The organism is Mycobacterium sp. (genome assembly GCF_035506235.1).
Lineage (GTDB): Bacteria > Actinomycetota > Actinomycetes > Mycobacteriales > Mycobacteriaceae > Mycobacterium.
In genome coordinates this window covers 33,371-54,699 of the sequence record NZ_DATJPU010000187.1, presented here as the reverse complement: position 1 = coordinate 54,699, position 21,329 = coordinate 33,371, and the positions used below count along the sequence as shown (strand labels likewise).

20 protein-coding genes and 1 pseudogene are annotated in these 21,329 nt (G+C 67.5%); 6 read left to right on the top strand and 15 right to left on the bottom strand.

Annotated elements, in window-relative coordinates; all coding sequences use genetic code 11:
- Positions 1-552 (top strand): amidohydrolase family protein (locus tag VMD50_RS17870; protein ID WP_325429167.1); only part of this gene is annotated, 552 nt, incomplete at its 5' end.
- A 166-nt stretch (positions 553-718) separates the two neighbouring features.
- A pseudogene (locus tag VMD50_RS17865) lies at positions 719-883 on the top strand (steroid 3-ketoacyl-CoA thiolase); the annotation flags it as partial.
- A 35-nt stretch (positions 884-918) separates the two neighbouring features.
- Here VMD50_RS17865 and VMD50_RS17860 read toward each other — a convergent pair.
- The gene (locus tag VMD50_RS17860; RefSeq protein ID WP_325429165.1) at positions 919-1,989 is read right to left on the bottom strand and encodes an aldo/keto reductase; all 1,071 of its coding nucleotides are present in this window, start codon (positions 1,987-1,989) and stop codon (positions 919-921) included.
- Positions 1,990-2,107: 118 nt separating this feature from the next.
- On the opposite strand from VMD50_RS17860, the gene VMD50_RS17855 reads away from it, so the two are divergent.
- A complete protein-coding gene (locus VMD50_RS17855; protein ID WP_325429163.1) occupies positions 2,108-2,941 on the top strand; it encodes a helix-turn-helix transcriptional regulator in 834 nt (277 codons plus the stop codon).
- Between the two features lie 239 nt (positions 2,942-3,180).
- On the opposite strand, the gene VMD50_RS17850 is transcribed toward VMD50_RS17855, so the two are convergent.
- The 7 genes from VMD50_RS17850 to VMD50_RS17820 form a co-directional block, all read right to left on the bottom strand.
- A complete protein-coding gene (locus tag VMD50_RS17850) occupies positions 3,181-3,717 on the bottom strand; it encodes a hypothetical protein (RefSeq protein ID WP_325429161.1) in 537 nt (178 codons plus the stop codon).
- 50 nt (positions 3,718-3,767) lie between these two features.
- Positions 3,768-4,148, bottom strand: coding sequence for a nuclear transport factor 2 family protein (locus tag VMD50_RS17845; protein ID WP_325429159.1), 381 nt, complete (start codon positions 4,146-4,148; stop codon positions 3,768-3,770).
- A 109-nt stretch (positions 4,149-4,257) separates the two neighbouring features.
- Positions 4,258-5,547: a fatty acid desaturase family protein gene (locus tag VMD50_RS17840; RefSeq protein WP_325429157.1), complete on the bottom strand. Its 1,290-nt coding sequence runs from the start codon at positions 5,545-5,547 to the stop codon at positions 4,258-4,260.
- Positions 5,548-5,632: 85 nt separating this feature from the next.
- Positions 5,633-6,778, bottom strand: a complete 1,146-nt coding sequence (locus tag VMD50_RS17835) for a ferredoxin reductase (protein WP_325429155.1) — start codon at positions 6,776-6,778, stop codon at positions 5,633-5,635.
- Between the two features lie 101 nt (positions 6,779-6,879).
- A complete protein-coding gene (locus VMD50_RS17830) occupies positions 6,880-7,410 on the bottom strand; it encodes a DUF6912 family protein (RefSeq protein WP_325429153.1) in 531 nt (176 codons plus the stop codon).
- Positions 7,407-8,276, bottom strand: coding sequence for a polyphosphate kinase 2 (gene ppk2 / locus VMD50_RS17825; RefSeq protein ID WP_325429151.1), 870 nt, complete (start codon positions 8,274-8,276; stop codon positions 7,407-7,409). The genes VMD50_RS17830 and ppk2 overlap by 4 nt, the downstream gene beginning before the upstream one ends.
- A 44-nt stretch (positions 8,277-8,320) precedes the next feature.
- Complete coding sequence (locus VMD50_RS17820; protein WP_325429149.1) at positions 8,321-9,739, bottom strand: WS/DGAT/MGAT family O-acyltransferase; 1,419 nt, start codon at positions 9,737-9,739, stop codon at positions 8,321-8,323.
- A gap of 209 nt (positions 9,740-9,948) precedes the next feature.
- Here VMD50_RS17820 and VMD50_RS17815 point away from each other — a divergent pair, with 209 nt between their 5' ends.
- Entirely contained in the window at positions 9,949-10,497 is a 549-nt protein-coding gene (locus VMD50_RS17815) for an Rv3235 family protein (RefSeq protein ID WP_325429147.1), read from the top strand.
- Positions 10,498-10,500: 3 nt separating this feature from the next.
- Here VMD50_RS17815 and VMD50_RS17810 read toward each other — a convergent pair whose 3' ends face one another.
- Entirely contained in the window at positions 10,501-11,628 is a 1,128-nt protein-coding gene (locus VMD50_RS17810) for a cation:proton antiporter (protein WP_325429145.1), read from the bottom strand.
- A 4-nt stretch (positions 11,629-11,632) separates the two neighbouring features.
- Positions 11,633-12,115 carry a cation:proton antiporter regulatory subunit gene (locus tag VMD50_RS17805; RefSeq protein ID WP_325429143.1) on the bottom strand — a complete coding sequence of 161 codons (483 nt, stop codon included), beginning with the start codon at positions 12,113-12,115 and terminating at the stop codon, positions 11,633-11,635.
- 40 nt (positions 12,116-12,155) lie between these two features.
- Between VMD50_RS17805 and VMD50_RS17800 the strand changes: the two genes are divergently transcribed.
- Complete coding sequence (locus VMD50_RS17800; RefSeq protein WP_325429141.1) at positions 12,156-12,620, top strand: SRPBCC family protein; 465 nt, start codon at positions 12,156-12,158, stop codon at positions 12,618-12,620.
- On the opposite strand, the gene mddA is transcribed toward VMD50_RS17800, so the two are convergent.
- Complete coding sequence (mddA, locus tag VMD50_RS17795; protein WP_325429139.1) at positions 12,617-13,381, bottom strand: methanethiol S-methyltransferase; 765 nt, start codon at positions 13,379-13,381, stop codon at positions 12,617-12,619. The genes VMD50_RS17800 and mddA overlap by 4 nt on opposite strands.
- A gap of 280 nt (positions 13,382-13,661) precedes the next feature.
- On the opposite strand from mddA, the gene VMD50_RS17790 reads away from it, so the two are divergent.
- Complete coding sequence (locus VMD50_RS17790; RefSeq protein ID WP_325429176.1) at positions 13,662-15,293, top strand: ABC transporter ATP-binding protein/permease; 1,632 nt, start codon at positions 13,662-13,664, stop codon at positions 15,291-15,293.
- Between the two features lie 75 nt (positions 15,294-15,368).
- Here VMD50_RS17790 and VMD50_RS17785 read toward each other — a convergent pair whose 3' ends face one another.
- The 4 genes from VMD50_RS17785 to secA all read right to left on the bottom strand — a co-directional run bounded on the left by VMD50_RS17785 (position 15,369) and on the right by secA (position 21,256).
- Complete coding sequence (locus VMD50_RS17785; RefSeq protein WP_325429137.1) at positions 15,369-15,728, bottom strand: adenylate/guanylate cyclase domain-containing protein; 360 nt, start codon at positions 15,726-15,728, stop codon at positions 15,369-15,371.
- 180 nt (positions 15,729-15,908) lie between these two features.
- Entirely contained in the window at positions 15,909-16,688 is a 780-nt protein-coding gene (locus VMD50_RS17780; protein ID WP_325429135.1) for an adenylate/guanylate cyclase domain-containing protein, read from the bottom strand.
- A gap of 54 nt (positions 16,689-16,742) precedes the next feature.
- Entirely contained in the window at positions 16,743-18,299 is a 1,557-nt protein-coding gene (locus VMD50_RS17775; RefSeq protein WP_325429133.1) for an HD domain-containing phosphohydrolase, read from the bottom strand.
- A 116-nt stretch (positions 18,300-18,415) separates the two neighbouring features.
- Positions 18,416-21,256 (bottom strand): preprotein translocase subunit SecA, encoded by a 2,841-nt coding sequence (gene secA / locus VMD50_RS17770; RefSeq protein WP_325429131.1) that lies wholly within the window; start codon positions 21,254-21,256, stop codon positions 18,416-18,418.
- Positions 21,257-21,329: the final 73 nt, after the last annotated feature.

The window sequence follows — 21,329 nt, the reverse complement described above, 5'->3', positions numbered from 1 at the left end:
CACGCCTACATTCCAGAAGCGATCATTCAGGCGGTCGAGGCAGGTGTCCGTTCCATTGAGCACGGCAACCTCATCGACGAATCGGCGGCGCGGGTCATGGCAAAACACGGCTGTTTCCTCGTTCCCACCCTCGCCACATACGACGCCCTCGCCAGCCTCGGGAACCAATTCAATTTCCCGCCCGAAAGCTTGCGCAAACTGACTGACGTGCTTGAGGCCGGTGCGAGTGCAATCGAGATCGCCGTGGCTGCGGGAGTGAGCATCGGCTTCGGAACCGACCTGCTCGGCGAAGCCCATGACCAGCAGTCCCGAGAGTTCGAGTTACGTGCGGAAGTTCAGTCGCCCCTTGACGTTTTGCGGTCGGCAACGATCACGAATGCCGAGCTGATCGGAAAGGCCGGCGAACTCGGCGTCGTAGCCCCCGGAGCATTCGCCGACGTTGTTCTGGTCGACGGGAACCCGCTTGAGGACATTTCCATACTTGGTGGCCAGGGCGACCGATTAGATCTCATTGTTCGCGGCGGTGAGGTCATCCAGAACCGGCTCCACTGAGCCCGTTCGGAGAGACTGGGTGATGGACGATTCGAGGCCGCGAGGTAGCGAGGTAAGCGCGAGCGGCATGGAAACCCGCACCACTCAGCGCAGCGACTTGTTGGCTGTCCAGTGCATCGGCAAGTGTCGAAGATAAGTCACTGGATGAGCGCCTGATGGCCCGGACCACGTCAACGGCGGCGCAATCGCGATTGGCCGCCCGCTCGGCGCTCGCGGAGCCGGCATCATGACCACGCTGGTCAACGCGCTGCAGCAGACTGGCGGTCGCTACGGCCTGCAGACCATGTGCCAGGGCGGGGGCATGGCCAACGCCACCATTATCGAGCGGCTGGGGTGGGCGGCTCAGCCAGCTGGCCCGATCGGGTATCAGCCGCGCGTTTCGATCTTGAGGTCGCCTGCGGTCACATTACGAATGTGGTCACTGGCGAGTATGTCGTGCGGGAAGCCGAGCGCGATCGCGCTGGCATCGTCGAGGCGGGCCAGCTGTGCGGCGGTGAAGTCGACCTCCAGAGCGCCCAGGTTCTCCTCGAGCTGAGCGGCGGTGCGCGCGCCGATGATCGGCGCCGTCACGCCCGGGTTCCGCAGGATCCAGGCCAGGCCGACCTGGGCGGGCGTGTGGCCCAGCTCGGCGGCGACCTCCTTCACGACGTCAGCGATGGCAAGGTTGCGCTCGGTCAGCGTGCCCAGCGCGAGGTTGAAGCTTTTGCGGCTGCCGTCGCCGGAAGCGACGTTCGTCGCGGTCAGGTCGTCGAGGCTGTACTTGCCGCTGAGCACCCCGCCGGCCAGCGGTGAATACGGGATCACACCCAACCCCATCTCACGTGCCATGGGGATCAAGTCCCGTTCGCCGGTGCGCTCGATCAGGTTGTATTCGATCTGCAGCGCGACCAGCGGGGACCAGCCGCGCAGATCGGTGATCGCCTGCATGCGCGACACCTGCCAGGCCGGGGCGTTGCAGATCGCCACGTACAAGACCTTGCCCTGGCGGACCAGATCGTCCATGCCGCGCAATATTTCCTCGACCGGCGTCGTGAAATCCCACACGTGCAGGTAGAGCAGATCGATGTAGTCCGTATTCAGCCGCCGCAGGCTGGCTTCCACCGACGCGAACAGGCTCTTTCGGTGAGCGCCCCCGGAATTCGGATCGCGGGGCCGTCGCAGCGTCGTGTATTTCGTTGCCAGCACCAGGCTTTCGCGATTGCATGCGGCAAATTCGCCCAGCAGGCGCTCGGAGCTGCCGTCCGTGTAGGTGTAGGTGTTGGCGGTGTCGATGAAGTTGCCGCCGCGCTCGACATAGAGATCGAACAGCTTGTGCGCCTCGTCCTGCTCGGCGCCCCAGCCCCACTCGGTGCCGAAGGTCGCCGCCCCCAGCGCCAGCGGCGAGACCCGCAGGCCGGAGCGACCCAGCAGCCGATAGGTGTCCAGGGTGAGCGACATCGTGTCCTCCTGTGCTCGTGATCACGCTCTCGACAAGAACTCTGTCACCGCAACCAGCAGGGGGTAAGGGAAAGAAGTTCCTGGGAACACGAGTCCCACCATGGCCGTTGGACCGCACGTGACAACCCGCACCGTGGACACGACACAGGAGCTGGCCGCGTTCCTTCGGGCCCGACGTGAACGGCTGGATCCGCACGACTTTGGCCTGCCGTCGCGTCGGCAGTCCGGGCGGACGCCGGGACTGCGCCGCGAAGAGATCGCCGAACTGGCCGGGGTCAGCGTCGACTACATCGTGCGGCTGGAACAGGGGCGCGGACTGCGGCCTTCCGCGGACGTGGTGGAGGCGCTGGCCCGCGCGTTGCGCCTGGCCCCCGACGAACGCGCCTACCTCTTCGACCTGGCCCGGCAGCGCCCACGCAACACCGACAGGCCCGCGACCGCTGCGGCGCCAGCATTGGCGCAGCTGGTCACCGACCTGTCGCCGCTGCCGGCCATGCTGATGAACCACCGCTTCGACATCCTGGCCTGGAACGGCGAGATGGCGAGGCTGCTGCTGGATTTCGACACCCTGCCGCCGTCGCGGCGCAATGCGATGTGGCTGTGCCTGATGCATCCGGAGATCCGCGACTTCTATGTCGACCGCGACCGCGTCGTGCGGGAGGGGGTCGCCCACCTGCGCGCCGCGTGGGCCGCCCATCCGGAGGATCGGGCCCTGACCGACCTCATCGCCGAATTCATCACTCGCGACGATGAATTCGCGCGATTGTGGGACGAGCGGGAGGTCAAGGTCAACGGCCGCGGACGCAAGGCGATGCGACATCCCGACGTCGGCGCGCTCGCGATTCACTTCGAAGTGCTCACGCCACTTGAAGATACGGATCAGCGGTTGATGATCTGCCGCGCCGCGGACGACGAGAGCCGGGCGGCATTGGACCGGTTGTGCGCACGCTGACCGTCGATACCGACGCCGAATGCGATGCCACGACGGCGGTCAGTGCTTACCGACTCCGTCTCAGGTGGTCGGTACGTGGTCGAGCGGTGCCCCGGCGGGGATTGAGACCGTTTCCGTTTTGCCTTCGCGGACAAGGCGCGTGATGGTCAGCAGGTGGACGGTCTCACTCATGGTCGGGACGCTACAGCGCAGCGGTCATACAATGCCAGCCTGAAGTTCGCCCCGGCGCCCGGGTCGGATCAGAGCCAGCCGGTGCGGGCGGCCGCAACCGGCTCGGCGGGCGCCGGCGCCAACGTGCCGTCCCGCACCTCGTCGAGCATCCGTTTCACCGCGGCGACGATCTCCGGCGCCGCCGCGGCGAGCCCGGCCAGGTCGGCTTCGCTGACCTCATCGGCGTCGACGCCCGCGCGGGCCAGCACGGCGGCCGGGTCGGCCAGCTGCCCGGCCAGCCAGGACAGCGGGTCGGCTGACAGCTCGGGGACGAAGTTCCGGCGTCCGGGTTCCCAACCGTCGAAACGGGGGTGGTGATGGGCGCGGTCCAGCGTCCCCGGCGGGCTCTCCGTGGACCCGAAAAGGTCCACCCGCCACACCGGCCGCGTGAAGGCGATCGGGACGCCGGCGTAGATGGATCCCTGGGGCTCGCCCCGCTCGATGAGGCGGAGTTCCAGCCTGACTCCCCGCTCCGGGGTTTCCTGACCGGCGAGCGGGCGCGGGTCGACGAAGTACATGTCCCCCACGACCACACCGAGGGCTTCGAATCCGAACGCTGCGAGCATCGCGTACTACCTTTCCTTGCCTCCCTTAGAGGGTAGATCCGGCCGGTCTCTCATTCCATGCGCTCGACCCATTGAGCGCGTGAGGGACCCGGCTCGAACGGATCGGCGAAGTACTGGGTCTCGCGGACCACCTCGCCATCCTCGAATTCCATGATGCTGACCGCGTAATAGGGTTGCCCGTCATAGGTCAGGACGAGTTCGCTGATCCACAGGTCGCCGCCGCCAAGCATGCGTCGCACGGTGAAGCGCTTCGCGTTCGGCTGGGCGACGCGCGACGCCTCGATGTTGGCTCGACCCCGGATCCGCTCGCCCGATTGGGGATACTCGAGAACCGCGTCGGCTCGGTAGATTTGGTGCTCCGCCGCGAAGTCGTTGGCGTCGGAGGCCGCCCAGTGGCGCCGCAGCGCGGCGCGCACATCGTCATCACCCATGGCGATCTCTCCTCCCAGCGGATGACCTGCCGATGCTGCACCATAACCCGCCCGGAGGCGGCGTGCAGGACGGGCATGATGGGAGAAACCGCCGTTCAGCGGTCGAGCTTCAGGCCGCCAGATCGTCCGTATCTGCCTGTGCCCCTTGCTTTTTGGCGCGCTGGGCGCCCCGCCAGGCCCGCACAGTGGCGATGGCGGTCTTCAGACCGCGCCGTCGGCCCGTCGCCGGATCGGTGCCCGCGAAACCGGGCTCCAATGCGGCGAACATCCGCTCGCTGCGCGTCTCCGGCGCGTCGTCGGCGTCGTCGCGCAGGTACTTGTTCGGCAACGACAGCTTGGCCAGCGTGCGCCACGTCTTGGCGTACTGCAGCAGGAACGAGCCGGTCGTGTAGGGCAAGTCGTACTTGTCGCAGATCGCACGGACCCGCACCGAGATCTCGTGCAGCCGGTTGCTCGGCAGATCGGGGTACAGGTGGTGCTCGATCTGGTGACAAAGGTTGCCACTCATGAACCGCAGCGCCGGGCCGCCCTCGAAGTTGGCGCTGCCCAGCATCTGGCGCAGGTACCACTGGCCCTTGGTTTCGCCGATCATGTCGGTCTTGGTGAATTTCTCTGCGCCGTCGGGGAAATGCCCGCAGAAGATGACGGCGTTGGCCCACACGTTGCGGATCACGTTGGCGGTCGCGTTGGCCGTCAGCGTGGACCGGTAGCTCGCCCCGGGCGACAGCGAGGTCAGCGCCGGGAACGCGACGTAGTCCTTGAGCACCTGCCGGCCCGCCTTGGCCAGGAACTCGTCGGCCCGCTGCCGGGCGTCGTCGTTGTCCATCCGCTTCTTGACGATCTTGCCGAGCTCCACGTGCTGCAGGCCCACGCCCCATTCGAACCCGAGCGCCAGCATGGTGTTGTAGAGCAGATTGAACAGGTTGAAGCGCTTCCAGCGCTGGTCGCGGGTGACGCGCAGCAAGCCGTAGCCGACGTCGTCGTCCATCCCGAGGATGTTGGTGTACTTGTGGTGCACGAAGTTGTGGGTGTACCGCCAGTGCTTGGACGACCCGCTCATGTCCCACTCCCACGTCGAGGAGTGAATCTCGGGGTCGTTCATCCAGTCCCACTGGCCGTGCATGACGTTGTGGCCGATCTCCATGTTCTCGATGATCTTGGCCACGCCCAACGTGACGGTCCCGGCCCACCAGGCAGAACGGCGCGAACTGGCGGTCAGCAGCAGCCGGGCGGCCACCTCGAGCGCGCGCTGCGCGGCGATGGTGCGGCGGATGTAGCGGGCGTCGCGCGCCCCGCGTGAGTCTTCGATGTCCTGGCGGATGGCGTCCAGCTCAACGGCCAGGCTTTCGATGTCGGCGTCCGTCAGATGGGCGAATACGTCGACGTCGGTGATCGCCATCGTCTTCTTCTCCCTGCGGTCGTTGTCCGGTCAGTTACCTACGTTATCGTAACCTACGAATCCGTAGGTTACCTGTGAGTAGCCTTTAGATGTCGAGCACACAATCGCCGGAGGCGGCCGAAACACAGGTCTGGATCCGCGTTCCGGGATCGTGCTCGGCGCCGGTGCGCAGGTCGCGGACGTGGCCGTCCACCAGGCTGACGACGCAGGACTGGCAGATGCCCATCCGGCAGCCGAACGGCATCTGCACACCGGCGCCTTCCCCGGCGTCCATCAACGACGTCGCCGCGTCCGCCGCAACGGTGCGCGCGCTGCGGGCGAAGGTGACCGTCCCGCCGGCTCCGGCGGGTGCGGCCTTGGACACCGCGAATCGCTCCAGGTGCAGCCGGTCGCCGATGCCCGCCGACGACCACACCCTCTGCGCCTGGGCCAGCATGCCCTCCGGCCCGCACGCCCAGGTCTGACGTTCGCGCCAGTCTGGGACTTCGTCGCCCAGCGTATCGAGATCGAGCCGACCCTGCCTGCGAGTCTCCCGCACCTGCAGGCGATAGCCCGGCTGGTTGGCGGCCAGGGCGGCCAGCTCGGAGCGGAACATCACGTCGGATTCGGTGGGCGCCGAATGCAGGTGGGCGATATCACCAATCTGGTTGCGCCGCACCAATGTTCGCAGCATCGACATCACCGGGGTGATCCCGGACCCCGCCGTGAGAAACAGGATCGACGGCGGCGCCGGATCCGGCAGGACGAAGTTGCCCTGCGGCGCCGCCAGCCGCACGATGGTCCCCGGCTCGACACCGGCCACCAGGTGGGTGGACAGGAACCCCTCGGGCATCGCCTTGACGGTGATGGTCACCGTGCGCGGTGCGCCGGAGGTCTCGGCCGGGCTCGAAGTCAGCGAATAGGACCGCCAGCGCCAGCGCCCGTCGACCAGCAACCCGATCCCGATGTACTGCCCCGGTTGGTAGTCGAAGCTGAAGCCCCAGCCCGGCTTGATCACCAGGGTCGCCGAATCTTCGGTCTCCCGGCGAACGTCGAGGATGCGGCCCCGCAATTCCCGGGCGGACCACAGGGGGTTGGCCAGGTGCAGGTAGTCGTCGGGCAGCAGCGGCGTGGTGATGCGCGCGGCCAATCTGCGCAGCGCGTGCCAGCCGGGATGCCGGTCGGCCCCGGCGACGACCGGGCGCTTGGTGTCGACGACATTGGCGGTGACCGGCGCGTATTTCTTGCTCATACGAAACTCCTGCTCACGACGCCCCTCACAAAGGCTACGGTACCGTAGGTTACGTCGGCGCGCCCAGACGCGCCGGCCAGGACTGCGTCACATTGGGCGCGTCACAGCAGGTCAAGCAGGAACGGCAGCTCCTGGTTCGCGTACCAGGCGAGGTCGTGGTCCATGGCGTCGCCGACGACCAGCTCGGCATCCTCGTCGCCCAGGTCGGCATCGTCGATCACCTCGATCGCTCTGGCGACATCGGGCTCGGCGGCGGCGTTGTCGACGTAAGCCGCGACCACCTGATCGATCGTCACCGGCGCGCCCAGCCTGACGACGGCGTCGTCGAGGTCGGGGCGGTACTTGGCCCCGGATTCGCCCAAGTCGACCTCGGCGGCCAGCACCGCGCGCCGGGGCGGCGGACCGGCCTGCCCTTCCGGTGCGCGGTCCTCTTCGGAGGCCAGCAGGCGCAGCGACGCCAGCGCCGCCTCGCGCAGCGCCACGTCGGCGAGCTCGTCGTCGTCGCCCTCCGCGTAGGCCTCGCGCAAAGTCGGCGTCACCGCGAACGCGGTGCCGTTGACCGGCCACAGGGAGCCGTCGGTGACGAGCTGCTGCAACATCTCCAGGGTGGCCGGGATGTAGACCTGGATCATCGCTTCCCGATCAAGGTGGCCGCATAGTCGTCGACGTACTTCGACAGCTCACGCGGCGGGCGCTGGTAGTTCGCGCTGACCACCGGATGTTTGGGCAGTTTGACCTTGGGACGCTCGACGTCGTGGTAGTCGATCGTCGACAGCAAGTGGGCCATCATGTTCAGCCGCGCGTGCTTCTTGATGTCGGATTCCACGACATACCAAGGGCTTACCGGGGTGTTGGTGTGCACCATCATCTCGTCCTTGGCGCGCGAATAGTCCTCCCACCGGTACAGCGATTCCATGTCCATCGGGCTGAGTTTCCATTGCCGGACAGGATCATGCAGCCGCGCCCGGAAGCGGCGCAGCTGTTCGTCCTCGGACACGGAAAACCAGTACTTGCGCAACAGGATCCCGTCGTCGATCAGCATCTGCTCGAAGATCGGCGTCTGCCGCAGAAACAGCACATACTCTTGCGCCGTGCAGAATCCCATCACCCTTTCGACGCCGGCGCGGTTGTACCAGGACCGGTCGAAGAGCACGATCTCGCCCGTGGCGGGCAGGTGCGCGATATAGCGCTGGTAGTACCACTGACCGCGCTCGCGATCGCTCGGTGCGGGCAAGGCCGCGATGCGGGCGACCCGGGGGTTCAGGTATTCGGTGATCCTTTTGATGGTTCCGCCCTTGCCCGCCCCGTCGCGGCCTTCGAAAATGATCACCAGACGCGCACCGGTATGCCGCAGCCACTCCTGCATCTTCACCAATTCCGTTTGCAGACGGAATAATTCGGCTTCGTAGACAGCGTTGCTGACGATGTGTGCGGGCGGCGTGGCCGAACGCTTGCCGCTCGGCTTGGCCGACGAGCCGTCGTTTGTCGCGGTGCTCACAACAACGGATGATAGAACCAGGCAGCGATTTTCACCCCGGCTAACTAACGGGAAGCTTCCAGAAGTTCCTCGAGGGCCTGCTTCAACAGGCCGGGCAGCAGGTCGACATCGCTCATCGCCTCGCGGTCGGCGTTGATTCCGAAATAGAGCATGCCGTTGTAGGACGTCACGCTGATCGCCAGGGCCTGGTTGGGCAGCAGCGGCGGGACGGCGTACGTCTCCAGCAGTTTCGTGCCGGCGATGTACATCTGCGACTGGGCGCCCGGCGCATTGGTGATCAAGAGGTTGAAGGTGAGCTTGGAAAAGCTCGGGAAGTCGGTGGCGACCCGGATGCCCATGGCGTGCAGGGTCGGTGGCGCGAAACCCGAGAGGGTGACGATGGTCCTCGCGTCGACCAGGCTAACGGACGCCGCGTTCGATTCGGTGGCATGGGCGATCTGCGACAGCCGCACCACCGGGTTCGCCTCCCCCACCGGCAGGTCGACCAGGAAAGGCGTGACCTGACTCATCGTCTGGCCGGGCCCGGACGCGTCGAGGTGGTCGTCGGCATAAACCGAGAGCGGCGCCATCGCGCGGACCGTCGCGGTGGGCGACACCGCCACCCCCCGGGACAGCAGCCAGTTGCCCAGTGCGCCGGCTATGACGGCGAGCACGACGTCGTTGATGTCGCAGTCGTAGCGCTCGCGGACGGCGCGGTAGTCCTCGAGGCTGCCACGAGCCACCGTGAACCGCCGATGCCGCGAAACGGTGGCGTTGAGCGGGCTGCTGGGCGGGTTGCCCCGCGCCACCGCGCGCGCGATGTCGACGACGCGGCGTCCGGCATCCAGCAGCTCGCCATAGTTCGTCACCGCGCCGGCCACCGCGGAACCTACGGCCTGCAGCTGCGTGCCCGGCCCCGCCAGCCAGTCACCGATCGCGCCCAGGACCAATCGGGTGTTGCCGGGGTCGCGTTCCGGTATCCAGATGTCTTCGGGGAAGGGCGGCGGGCGCCGCGTCCGGTCGGCGATGACATGGCCGATCTCCAGCGCGGCCATGCCGTTGATCAGGGCCTGGTGGGACTTGGTGTACAGGGCGATCCGGTTTTTCGCCAGGCCCTCGACCAGGTACATCTCCCACAACGGCCGCGACTTGTCCAGCGGCCGGGCGGCCAGCCGCGCGACGAGCTCGTGCAGCTGCGCATCGCTGCCCGGCGACGGCAGCGCCGACCGCCGCACGTGATAGGTGATGTCGAAGTCATTGTCGTCGATCCACACCGGGCGGGCCCCGGGGACGCGCACCTCCCGGACCTTCTGCCGGTAGCGCGGTATCTGGGGCAGCCGCTTCTCCACGGTCGCCAGCAGCGTCTCGTAGCTCAACCCGGCGCGCGGCCGCTGCAGGATGGAGAGCGATCCGACGTACATCGGGGTGGCCGTGTTCTCCAGCCGATAGAAGGAGGCGTCCGCCGGGGACAACCGAGCCACCATTACGGCGCTGTCCTCCTGATCAATTCGTCCTCGGTTCGTTTAGTGGACTGATGTACCCGCCCACCGTAATCGTCCCAACGGGCCGGAGCTCGGCGTGGGTGCGCGTCGGCTCGATCGGCGCGGATACGCGCCGGCCCGGCCTGTGCCATGATGACCACTGACCAACCGATGTCTGCCACTCTCCAGCAGGCTCTGACGCAACCGTTCGAGTGGGAGAGTGCGCGTTGACCGTATTCGCCGTGACGCCCGTCGTCGACTACGAGCCGCCCAGACGGGACGTGCGGCCTGACGTCCCCCCGTGCCGGCCGTCTTCCCACGCAACCCCGCGCCGCCGTGCGCCTGCGCCCCGCCGGGCTTGCACCGGACAACCGGGGAGACCACCGCAGGCACCGACGTCCGCGCCGATGCGTGCCGCGGCCGTCTTCGCCGACGCCGCCCTGCGCCGGGTGCTGGAAGTCATCGACCGTCGCCGTCCCGCCGCCCAGCTGCGGCCCATGCTGGCGCCCGGCCTGCTCGACTCCGTGCTCTCGATCGGCCGCGCCGCGGCCGGCCGACACCCACCCGCACAGCCGGGCGCCGCGGTGCTGCGCCGGTTGCGGCTGCAGCCGTCCGGACAGCGCCTCCCCGACACCGCGGCCGAGGTTTTCGGGTCCTACAGCCGCGGGGACCGGATCCACGCCATCGCCTGTCGGGTGGAGCAGGTGCCCACCGGCGACGGAACTGCCCGGTGGCTGGTGGTGGCGCTGCACATCGGCTGACGGTCAGCCCACCGCATAGCGGGCCAGCACCGGGCCCACGATCGCCATCACGAAGACGTACGACGTCGCCAGCGCCGCCACGGCGGGGATGGAGGTGCCCACCAATCCGATGATGATCAACGAAAACTCACCCCTGGCGATGAGCGCGGTGCCCGCGCGCACCTGCCCGCGCCGCGCCACGCCGTCGCGCCGGGCGGCGACCATCCCGGTGGCCACCTTCGTCGCGGCGGTGACGGCGGCCAGGGCCAGCGCCACCGGCAGCATCGGAAGCAGCTCGTGCGGGTCCACCGCGAGGCCGATCGCCAGGAAGAAGATGGCGGCGAACAGGTCGCGCAGCGGGCCCAGCACCCCGCGTGCCCGCTCGGCCGTCGCACCGGTCAGGGTCAGCCCCACCAGAAACGCGCCGACGGCGGCCGAGGCGTGCAGGACCTCCGCCACCGCCGCCACCATCAGCGTGATCCCCAGGACCCTCAGCAGCAGTTGCTCGGAATCGGGATGCTCGACCAGCCGGCCGACGTGGTGGCCCCAGCGGTAGGACGCGGCGAATGCCACCAGCAGCGCGCCGACCGCGGCCGCCATGCCGGCGACGGCACGCACCCAGCCGCCGCCGGACGCCAGGACCGCGAACAACGGCAGGTAGGCCGCCATCGCGAAGTCCTCGAGCACCAGCACCGACAGCACGGCCGGCGTCTCCCGGTTACCCAGCCTGCCCAGGTCCTGCACCAGGCGGGCGATGACGCCCGACGAGGAGATATAGGTGACGCCGGCCAGGGCCAGGATGGCCACGCCGTCCAGCCCCAGCAGCCAGCCGGCCAGGGCGCCGGGTGTGGCGTTGAGGACGATGTCGACACCGGCGGACGGCAGGTGGTGGCGCAGGCTGCTGGCGAACTCGGTCGCCGAGAATTCCAGGCCCAGGGTCAGCAGCAACAACACGATGCCGATGGGCGCCGCCGTCTCGATGAACTCGCCCGCCGCGGCGACCGGCAGCAGGCCGCCCTTGCCGAGCGAGAGGCCCGCCAGCAGGTAGACGGGTATCGGCGAGAGCGCGAAACGCCTTGCGACGGTGCCCAATACGGCCAGCGTGGCCAGGAGGGCGCCGAGCTGGAAGAGCAGCGCCCCCGAAACCTGCATCGGCTCAGCCCTTGTCGATGATCTGCTCGACGCCGGCGATGCCGTCTTCGGTGCCGATCACGATCAGAACGTCTCGCGCGTGCAGCATTTCGGCCGGACCGGGCGAGGCTAGCACCTCCTCGTCGCGCACGATCGCGACGATCGACGCCCCGGTTCGGGTGCGGGCGCGGGTGTCGCCGAGCGGGTGGCCCACGAAGGGGCTGCCGGCGACGATGTGGACCTGCCCCGTCTCGAGCCCGGTCACCTCTCGGGAAAGTTCGGTGAACCGCTCGGCGATGCGCGGGGCGCCCAGGATCTGGGCCATGGCCTCGGCCTCGTCATCGGTCAGGTGAAAGACCGGCCGGGCCTGGTCGGGATCGTCGGGGCCGTACAGGACGACGTCGAAATCGCCGCCGCGGCGCGCGACGATCCCGATCCGCTCACCGTTGTGGCTGGTGAATTCGTAGCGGAGACCGACGCCCGGCAGCAACACCTCCTTGACATCCATACCGTCCATACTTGCAGGCGTGCGGCGTTAGTGTCATCGCATGGATTCAAGCACGGTCAGCGTCGAACGAGTCATCAATGCGCCACCCGGAAAGGTCTTCGCGCTGCTGGCCGATGCCGGCAAGCACGCCAGCTTCGACGGCTCGGAGTCGGTCAATCACGCTTCACAGCAGTCGGTTCCCTTATCGCTGGGCTCGACATTCGCGATGGCGATGAAGGGGCGCAAGCAGACGCTGTTCATCCCCTACCGCACCACCAACACCGTCATCGAGTACGAACCCGACCGGCGCATCGCGTGGCAGACTTTCGGGCTGGGCGGCCTGGTCGGCGGGCGCATCTGGCGCTACGAACTGGCACCAGCCGAGGGCGGAACGCTGGTGCGCGAAACCTGGGACGTCTCGCGGGACAAGCAGCAGCGGATGATCACCAGCGGTTCGATGCCCAAGCAGACCGAAGCCGGGATGCGCGCCACCCTGGCGCGCATCGCCGGCCTCCTCGAGAGTTAGTGCTGGCCGACCGCTTCGGTCGAGTTTCGTTGTGGCAGGCGTGTTTTCGGAACCAGCATCGGCACGTCGCGCTGGTAATCGCGGTACTGATCGCCGATCGCCGCGACGAGGCTGCGCTCCTCGATTCGCAATGCGATCAAGATGTACCCAGTCATGGCGATCGAGAAGAGCAGGTGTCCGGCCGTCATGGTGGGTGCCGCCCAGAACGCGATCAAAAACCCCAGCATGAGTGGGTGGCGCACCAAACGGTAGAACAGGTGGGTTCGGAAACCGAGCTCGGTGTAAGGCTTTCCGCGCCACGCCAGAAAGACGTGCCGCAGGCCGAACAGGTCGAAATGGTTGATCATGAAGGTCGACGCCAGCGCGATCGCCCAGCCGAGCCAGAAAAGCGCCCATATCGCCAGACGCCCCGCCGGCTGCCGCACATCCCAGATGACGGCCGGCATGTCTCGCCATTGCCAGTAGAGCAGCACCAGCACTGCGCTTGACAGCACCACGTAGGTGCTGCGCTCTATTGACGGCGGTACGAACCGCGTCCACCACCGCTTGAACCCCTGCCGCGCCATGACGCTGTGCTGGACGCCGAACGCGCCGACCAGCAATGCGTTGACCAGCACCGCCTGGCCGATCGGAGCGGGGAGCCCGTGATCGACGGATCGGGGCACCAATAGGTTGCCCACGAAACCAACGAGATACAAGAAGGCTGCGAGGAACAGCAAGTAAGCCGCCGCGCCGTAACCGATGATCAAGTAACGCTTCATGGCCCAAGTGTCCGCCGCGCAGATGCGCTGGCATATAGGTCATTTGCCTCAAATTTCGCCCGCCGGCGACTAGTCATTTCTGACTAGTCCAAGCGAGTTGGGGGCAGATGGGGCAGATGCCTCATGCGGCCGCGGCGGCGGTGGCCGACGATCGCCTGTGACGAAGCCACTTCGAGGAAAGCACGGAGACCAGATCATGACCGAATCAGCATGCAAGGCAACGACTACCGAGCGGCTCGGTTGCCGGCGATCCGCACCCAGCGGCGTGCGGATCGACGCGATGGACATCAGCCGGCGCGTCGGTGGGCGGCAGCTCCTCCACGAGCTGTCGCTCTCAGTGGAACCCGGCGAACTGGTCGCCATCGCCGGCGGCAGCGGGGCGGGCAAGACCACACTGCTGGAAATCCTCGCCGGGCTGCAACCGCCGTCCGCGGGGGAGCTTCGGCACGACGGCGTCGCTGCCCGCGTCGGTGCCGGCTTCCCGATCGGCTACGTGCCCCAGGACGACATCATCCACCTGGAGATGCCCCTGCGCCGCACGCTGCGCTACGCGGCGCTGCTGCGGCTCCCCGCCGGCACCACTGCGGCGGAAGCGGAACGGATCGTTGACGAGACCCTGCACGATCTCGACCTGGCCGATCGGGCCGACGTGCCGGTGCGCGCGCTGTCCGGCGGGCAACGCAAGCGGGCCAGCATCGCGGTGGAGCTGTTGACCCGGCCGCGCCTTTTCTTCCTGGACGAACCCACCTCCGGGCTCGACCCGTCCACCGCGGCCGACGTGATGCGCTTGTTGCGCCGACTCAGCCAACGCGGAATCACCGTCGTCCTCACGACCCATGAGCCGGCCGGCATCGACCGGTGTGACCGGGTGGTCTTCCTGGCCCGCGAGGGCCACTTGGCGTTTACCGGCAGTGCGGTCGCGGCGCGGCGCTACTTCGGTGTGGCAGACCTCACCGAGGTCTACGAGCGCCTGGCCGGCGAGCACACTCCGCAGACCTGGGCGAAGCGGTTCGCGGAAAGCCGGGTCAATTCGACCCGGCCCGACTCAACCCAACGGCCCGTCCCGGCCGCGCCGCCCGAAGTCAAGCGCCCGGGCATGGCACGGCAATGGTGGCTGCTCACCCGGCGCAATGTGGATGTCCTCGTCCGCAACCGCCTGACGCTTGCGATCCTGCTCGGCTCACCGGTGCTCGTGACGGCGATGATGGCGACGTTGTTCAGGCGCGGCGCGTTCGATCCGGGTAGCGCGGCCGGTGCCGGCCCTGCGCAGCTGGTGTTCTGGATTGCTTTCGACGGCTTCTTCTTCGGCCTGACGTACGGCCTGCTCCAGATCGTTGGCGAGATGGCCGTCTTCCGCCGCGAACGCCTGGCCGGGCTCAGCGTGAGCGCCTACGTGGGATCCAAGGCGGCGGCCCTGCTTCCGGTTCTGGCGGGAGTGAGCGCGGTGTTGTTGGTGGTGCTGCGCGCGTTCGGTCGGCTCCCCGCCGTCGGATGGGACGTGTACGCCTCGCTGTTCGCGACGATCGTGATCGAAGCGACCTCGGCGCTGGCCCTGGGCCTTTTCGCCTCGGCGGCCGTCTCCAATGCCGCACAGGCGGCGCTGGCCCTGCCGATGCTGTGCTTCCCCCAGGTTCTGTTCGGCGGCGCGATCGTCCCCGTCGACCAGATGGCCACGCCCGGACGCCTGATGAGCCTGGTCCTGTCGAACCGCCACGCCTTCGACGCACTGGGTCGCGAGCTGGGGCTCGATCGCTATACCAGCACGCTGCCGGCCATGTCGGCCTACCATGCCACCTTCCACGGGGGCACCGCGGCCAGCGTCATCGCACTCGGTTCGTTCGCGGTTGCCCTGACGCTGGCAACCGCCTGGCTGCTGGACCGGCGATCCCGTCCCGGCGCTTCTACCCGATAACGGCGTCACCTGATTCCCCGACTGACCCAGGAACGGTGTGGATACGGCGGATGCCGGTTACCCAGTCCGCCGTATTCAGCCGCGAACGGCAAACACCGGCCAAGTGCCCGGAACGCCCTTCAATTCGTGGCTGCCGCGGTCGTCGAAGGCCATCCGTGAGCCGAGCACGAGCGGCGCCATCACACCCGATACGAGCACTTCAGATGCTCCGGCCAAAGCCATGATGCGTGCGGCGACATGGACAGCGATGCGATGGATGTCACCGTCAACCATCTCGATTTCACCAGTGTGCAACCCGGCACGGATTTGCAAATTCAGATCTTCCACGACATCTCGGATTGCACAAGCACATTCGATTGCCCGTGCCGGTCCGTCGAACCTCGCCAGCACACCGTCGCCAGTGAACTTCACGACGTTGCCCCGCCAGGCAGTCACGTGTCGCTCGACGACCCGGTCATGCGCGGCAAGAACACTCGTCCAAGCCGCGTCACCTAACCGGCACAGGTTCGCAACCGTCGTCTCCCGTTACCTGACGATAGCGTGGCCCCACGAGGCCGCGAGCGTTACGTCATCACGGTCTCTAACCTGAACGATTACAACACGTTTGGGGAAGCTTCACATTTTCCGGGCGAAGACGTTGATCGGCTCTTCCTGTCCCCGCAGAATCAGCGTGCGTCGCTGCGCGTTGGCCATGAGTTCATCGGCGACTCCGCTGGCGACCAGCAACTCGCCGCCGGCGGCGCGTTGTTGGATCCGTGCCGCGGCGTTGACCGGGCGGCCCAGCGCGGTGAAATCGACCACGGCGTCGCCGACGTTGCCAACGTAGGCGACGCCCGCGTGCACCGCGACCCCGACGTCCAGCCAGGGCCCACCTGGCGTGCCGTACCCAACCGCTTCCAGCAGATCGACTCCCGCCTCGACGGCTCGCTGCCGATACCGGGCCCCGCTGATGCCCCGGACGAAGAACGCCATCACTTCGTCGCCGATCAGCTTGTCGATCACCGCGTCATGGCGCAGCAATGTCTGCGTCGCGGCGATGTAAAACCGGTTGAGCAACGCGGCGAAGTCCGCGGGCGCCCGACGGTGACCCAACGCCGTGGAGCCGCGGACATCAGCGAACAGCACCGCGATATCGACCTCCGCCCCGCCCCGCGGCAACGCATCGCAGCAGCGCATGCACAGGTTGGGGTTCTTACGCGATCGGCGGAATCCGGCAGCGGCGAAGATCCGGCCGACCGGCCCGCCGAACGGGTTGTTGCACAGCTTGCATCGCGGCGCGGAGGGCAGATAGCGAAATGCGCGCCGCGCTCTGACCAAAGACGCGTGGCCGTCGATGAGCACCTTTTCCCACACCCCCGACGAAGGCCCCGCGGTCAAGCGCCCAGTGCTGGTCATGCGGAAATGGTCGCGTCGATCTCGAGCCCGCACATGGGGCATCCGCCCCAAATATCAAAGCCCGGCCGGTGCGCTGCCGGTCAGGCCGTGCCGTGTCGCGTACAGGCTGGCCCCGATCCGGTTCGAAACGCCGATCTTCGCATAGATGTGCTCGACGTGATTGCGCACCGTCTTCTCCGAAATCCAAAGGGCCGAAGCGATCTCGCGGTTGGAGAGTCCCTGCGCCACGTGGAGCAGTACCTCGGCCTCGCGCCGGGTCAATCCCGCCGGCCTGGCGGCCTTGCGCGACGGCCGGTGGCCCGCGGCTTCCAGCACGGCTTCTACCGCGTCGCCGTCGAGGCGGCCGCGCGCCGCTTCGCTGCGCAGTCGCCCGGCCGCGGCGGCCTCATCCAACCCATCGCGATACGGGCGCGGCTCCATTGAGGCGCAATAGCTTTCGGCGGCGGCGAGTACGCGGTCGCGAACGGACAGGTCATCACCCCGCAGGCCGTTCGGATATCCCGACCCGTCCAGTCGTTCGTGATGGTTCACCGCGACCTCCCGGACAGCCTTGAGCCCGCCGACCCGGGCCAGGATCCTGCCGGTCAGGTACGGATGCAAATTCACCCGCTCGCGTTCGGCGTGGGAAAGTTCACCGGGCTTTTCCCACACCCGGTTGGACACACCAATGCGACCGAGGTCGTGAACGTAGCCTGCGCGGCGGAGGATGTCGATCTCGTCCTGCGGCAGCCCGGCACATTTCCCGGCGTTGCCTGCCAGCTCGGCCACCGCACGTGAATGACCAAGCGTGAAAGGGCATTTCAGGTCCGCGAAGTCGCCCATCGCGCGCAGGAGCCGGTCCAGCGCGGGACCGCTCAGCGCTTCCCCCGGGTCCGGCGCCAGGGCCGCGGCCGTCGACCAGACGTCTTCGTCCTCCCGAAGCAGGTCGTCGGCGGCCGCGGTGAACACCGCGACGATATCCGGGTCGAACTGTTTGCCGCTGCGCCGGCGAACCTCCGCCGTCGCGACCTCCGCGCCGTAAGCGCGATGGTGCACTTCGGCGATGTCGGCAACCTGAGCCACCCGCATCGCCACGGGTATCTGTCGTCCGGCGGCCCTGGCCGGAAGGCCGCTGCCGTCCCACCGTTCGTACGCGTAGGGCAGGGCTTCGCACACGTCGGCGCCCAAACCGATCTCCTCGGCGAGCAGTGCCGCCGACAGGCAATGGGACTGCACCAACCCGCCGAGGTTCCCGCGTGCGTCCCAGAACACTTTGGCCGCCAATTGGGCTCGCTTCGGCAGGCTCGCGCCACGCCCCAGGTTGCTCACGAGAAATCGCCGGTACGGCGCGCCGGACCAGTCGATGAAGTGGCTGTCACGTCGCACCGCGATGTCGTCGCCGAACCACCGCGCGTATTCGTGCGAGTCGGCATGGCACCCGATCCACATGACCAGACCCGTGTAGAAAACCGTGCCGCGCTCACGCTCGCTGAGCCCGAGCCGCTCGCCGAGCCTGGTGCCCATCGCCGCCGATCGCAGCATGTGATCCATCGGTTGCCCGAGCCCGAGGTCGATCGCCAACGATAGCGCCGCCAGGACCTCGGTCCGGGACACAGCTCCGCCGAAGGGCATGAAACGTGCCCCTTTCTCGACCCGTCACGGTGGCGGCGTCAGTGTAGCCACACAGAAGCCGATGCCTGATAACCCTATGGCATAGGCGTTGCTGCCGTGTCGAGAGACCCGGCGGTTCAGCGCCTCTTGACCGACTTCGGCGGCTTGGCGCCGCGGCCCTGCCGCCGCGCGGCCTCGCGGCGCTCGCGGCGGCTGGCGCCGGCGGGCACACCGGCCGGTGTCTTCTGCGCGCCGCCGCCGTTGCGTTGCACCTGCGCCGAACCGTCCTCGGCCGGACCCGAATATGTCAGCGCCGGCGCCTCGGTGTCGATGCCCTTGGCGCGCAAGGTACTTGGGGCCTCCTCGCGCGGCGCGGCGGGCGGTTCGGTGTCGCCGTCGGGCTGTTCGCCGGCGGCCGTCCCCAATTCCGCCAGCCCCTCCGGCGTCGCCTGCGGCGCAACCTGCGGCGCGGGCACCGCCTCCACGGTGACGTTGAACAGGAAGCCGACCGACTCCTCCTTCATGCCGTCGAGCATGGCCATGAACATGTCGTAGCCCTCGCGCTGGTACTCCACCAGCGGGTCACGCTGCGCCATCGCCCGCAGCCCGATGCCCTCCTTGAGGTAGTCCATCTCGTAGAGGTGCTCGCGCCACTTGCGGTCGATGACGTTGAGCAGCACGTTGCGTTCCAGCTGGCGCATCGCGCCCTCGCCGGCGATCTCCTCGAGCTCGGCTTCCCTTGCGGCGTAAGCGCGTTCGGCGTCCTTGAGCAACGCGTCGAGCAGCTCTTCGCGGGTGAGGTCGTCGCGCTCGGAGTCCGCGTCGTGGTGGGTGAGGGTCTCGTGGTCGATCCCGACCGGGTAGAGCGTCTTGAGCGCCGACCACAGCGCCTCGAGGTCCCAATCCTCGGCGTAGCCCTCGGCCGTCGCGCCGTTGACGTAGGCGGTGACCACGTCGCGGACCATGTCCAGCGCCTGATCCTTGAGGTTTTCGCCCTCGAGGATGCGGCGGCGCTCGGCGTAGATCACCTTGCGCTGCTGGTTCATCACCTCGTCGTACTTGAGGACGTTCTTGCGGACCTCGAAGTTCTGCTGCTCGACCTGGGTCTGGGCGCTCTTGATCGCGCGGGTCACCATCTTGTTTTCGATCGGCACGTCGTCGGGCAGGTTCAGCCGATTGAGCATCGCCTCCAGCGCGGCTCCGTTGAAGCGGCGCATCAGCTCGTCGCTCAGCGACAGGTAGAAGCGCGACTCGCCGGGGTCGCCCTGCCGGCCGGAGCGGCCGCGCAGCTGGTTGTCGATGCGGCGCGACTCGTGCCGTTCGGTGCCCAGCACGTACAGGCCGCCGGCCTCGATCACCTCGGTGGCCTCCTTGCCGGCCTCCTCCTTGACCAGCGGAAGCTCCTGGTGCCAGGCGGTCTCGTACTCGTCGGGCGTCTCCACCGGATCCAGGCCGCGCTCGCGCAGCCGCTGGTCGGTGAGGAAGTCGACGTTGCCGCCCAGCACGATGTCGGTGCCGCGGCCGGCCATGTTGGTGGCGACGGTGATGCCGCCGCGGCGGCCCGCCACCGCGATGATGCCCGCCTCCTGCTCGTGGTACTTGGCGTTGAGCACGTTGTGCGGGATGCGGCGCTTCTGGAACTGCCGCGACAGGTACTCCGAGCGCTCCACGCTGGTGGTGCCGATCAGGACCGGCTGCCCCTCCTCGTAGCGCTCGGAGACGTCGTCGACCACCGCGATGTACTTGGCTTCCTCGGTCTTGTAGATGAGATCGGATTGGTCGGTGCGGATCATCGGCTTGTTGGTCGGGATGGAGACCACGCCCAGCTTGTAGATCTCGTGCAGCTCGGCCGCCTCGGTCTGGGCGGTGCCGGTCATGCCGGCGAGCTTGTCGTAGAGCCGGAAGTAGTTCTGCAGCGTGATGGTGGCCAGCGTCTGATTCTCGGCCTTGATCTCGACGTGCTCCTTGGCCTCGATGGCCTGGTGCATGCCCTCGTTGTAGCGGCGGCCGATCAGCACGCGGCCGGTGAACTCGTCGACGATGAGCACCTCGCCGTCGCGGACGATGTAGTCCTTGTCGCGGGTGAACAGCTCCTTGGCCTTCAGCGCGTTGTTGAGGTAGCTGACCAGCGGCGAGTTGGCGGCCTCGTAGAGGTTGTCGCTGCCCAGCTGGTCCTCGACGAACTCCACGCCCTTCTCGTGCACGCCGACGGTGCGTTTGCGCAGGTCGACCTCGTAGTGCACGTCCTTTTGCATCAGCGGCGCCAGCCGGGCGAACTCGAGGTACCAGTTCGACGCGCCGTCGGCGGGGCCGGAGATGATCAGCGGGGTGCGGGCCTCGTCGATCAGGATGGAGTCGACCTCGTCGACGATGGCGTAGCTGTGGCCGCGCTGCACCAGGTCGTCCAGCGAGTGCGCCATGTTGTCGCGCAGGTAGTCGAAGCCGAACTCGTTGTTGGTGCCGTAGGTGATGTCGGCGTTGTAGGCGACGCGCCGCTCGTCGGGCGTCATCTGCGCCAGGATGACCCCGACCTGCAGGCCCAGGAAGCGGTGCACCCGGCCCATCCACTCGCTGTCGCGTTTGGCCAGGTAGTCGTTGACCGTGACGATGTGGACGCCCTTGCCGGCCAGCGAGTTGAGGTAGGCCGGCAGCACGCAGGTCAGGGTCTTGCCCTCACCGGTCTTCATCTCGGCCACGTTGCCCAGATGCAGCGCGGCGGCGCCCATCACCTGCACGTCGAACGGGCGCTGGTCCAACACCCGCCACGCGGCCTCGCGGGCCACGGCGAACGCCTCGGGAAGCAGGTCGTCGAGGGTCTCCCCCTCTTCCAGCCGCTTCTTGAACTCGTCGGTCTTGGCCCTCAGCTCCGCGTCGGTGAGCTTCTCGACGTCGTCGGACAACGTGTTGACATAGTCGGCCACCCGCTGGAGGCGCTTGACCATGCGACCTTCACCAAGGCGCAGCAACTTCGATAGCACAGCTATGTCCCTCTTGGGATGTTTCCCTGTTGGATGGCGTTCTTCTTCGCCGGTCTAGTGTTCGGCGCCATCC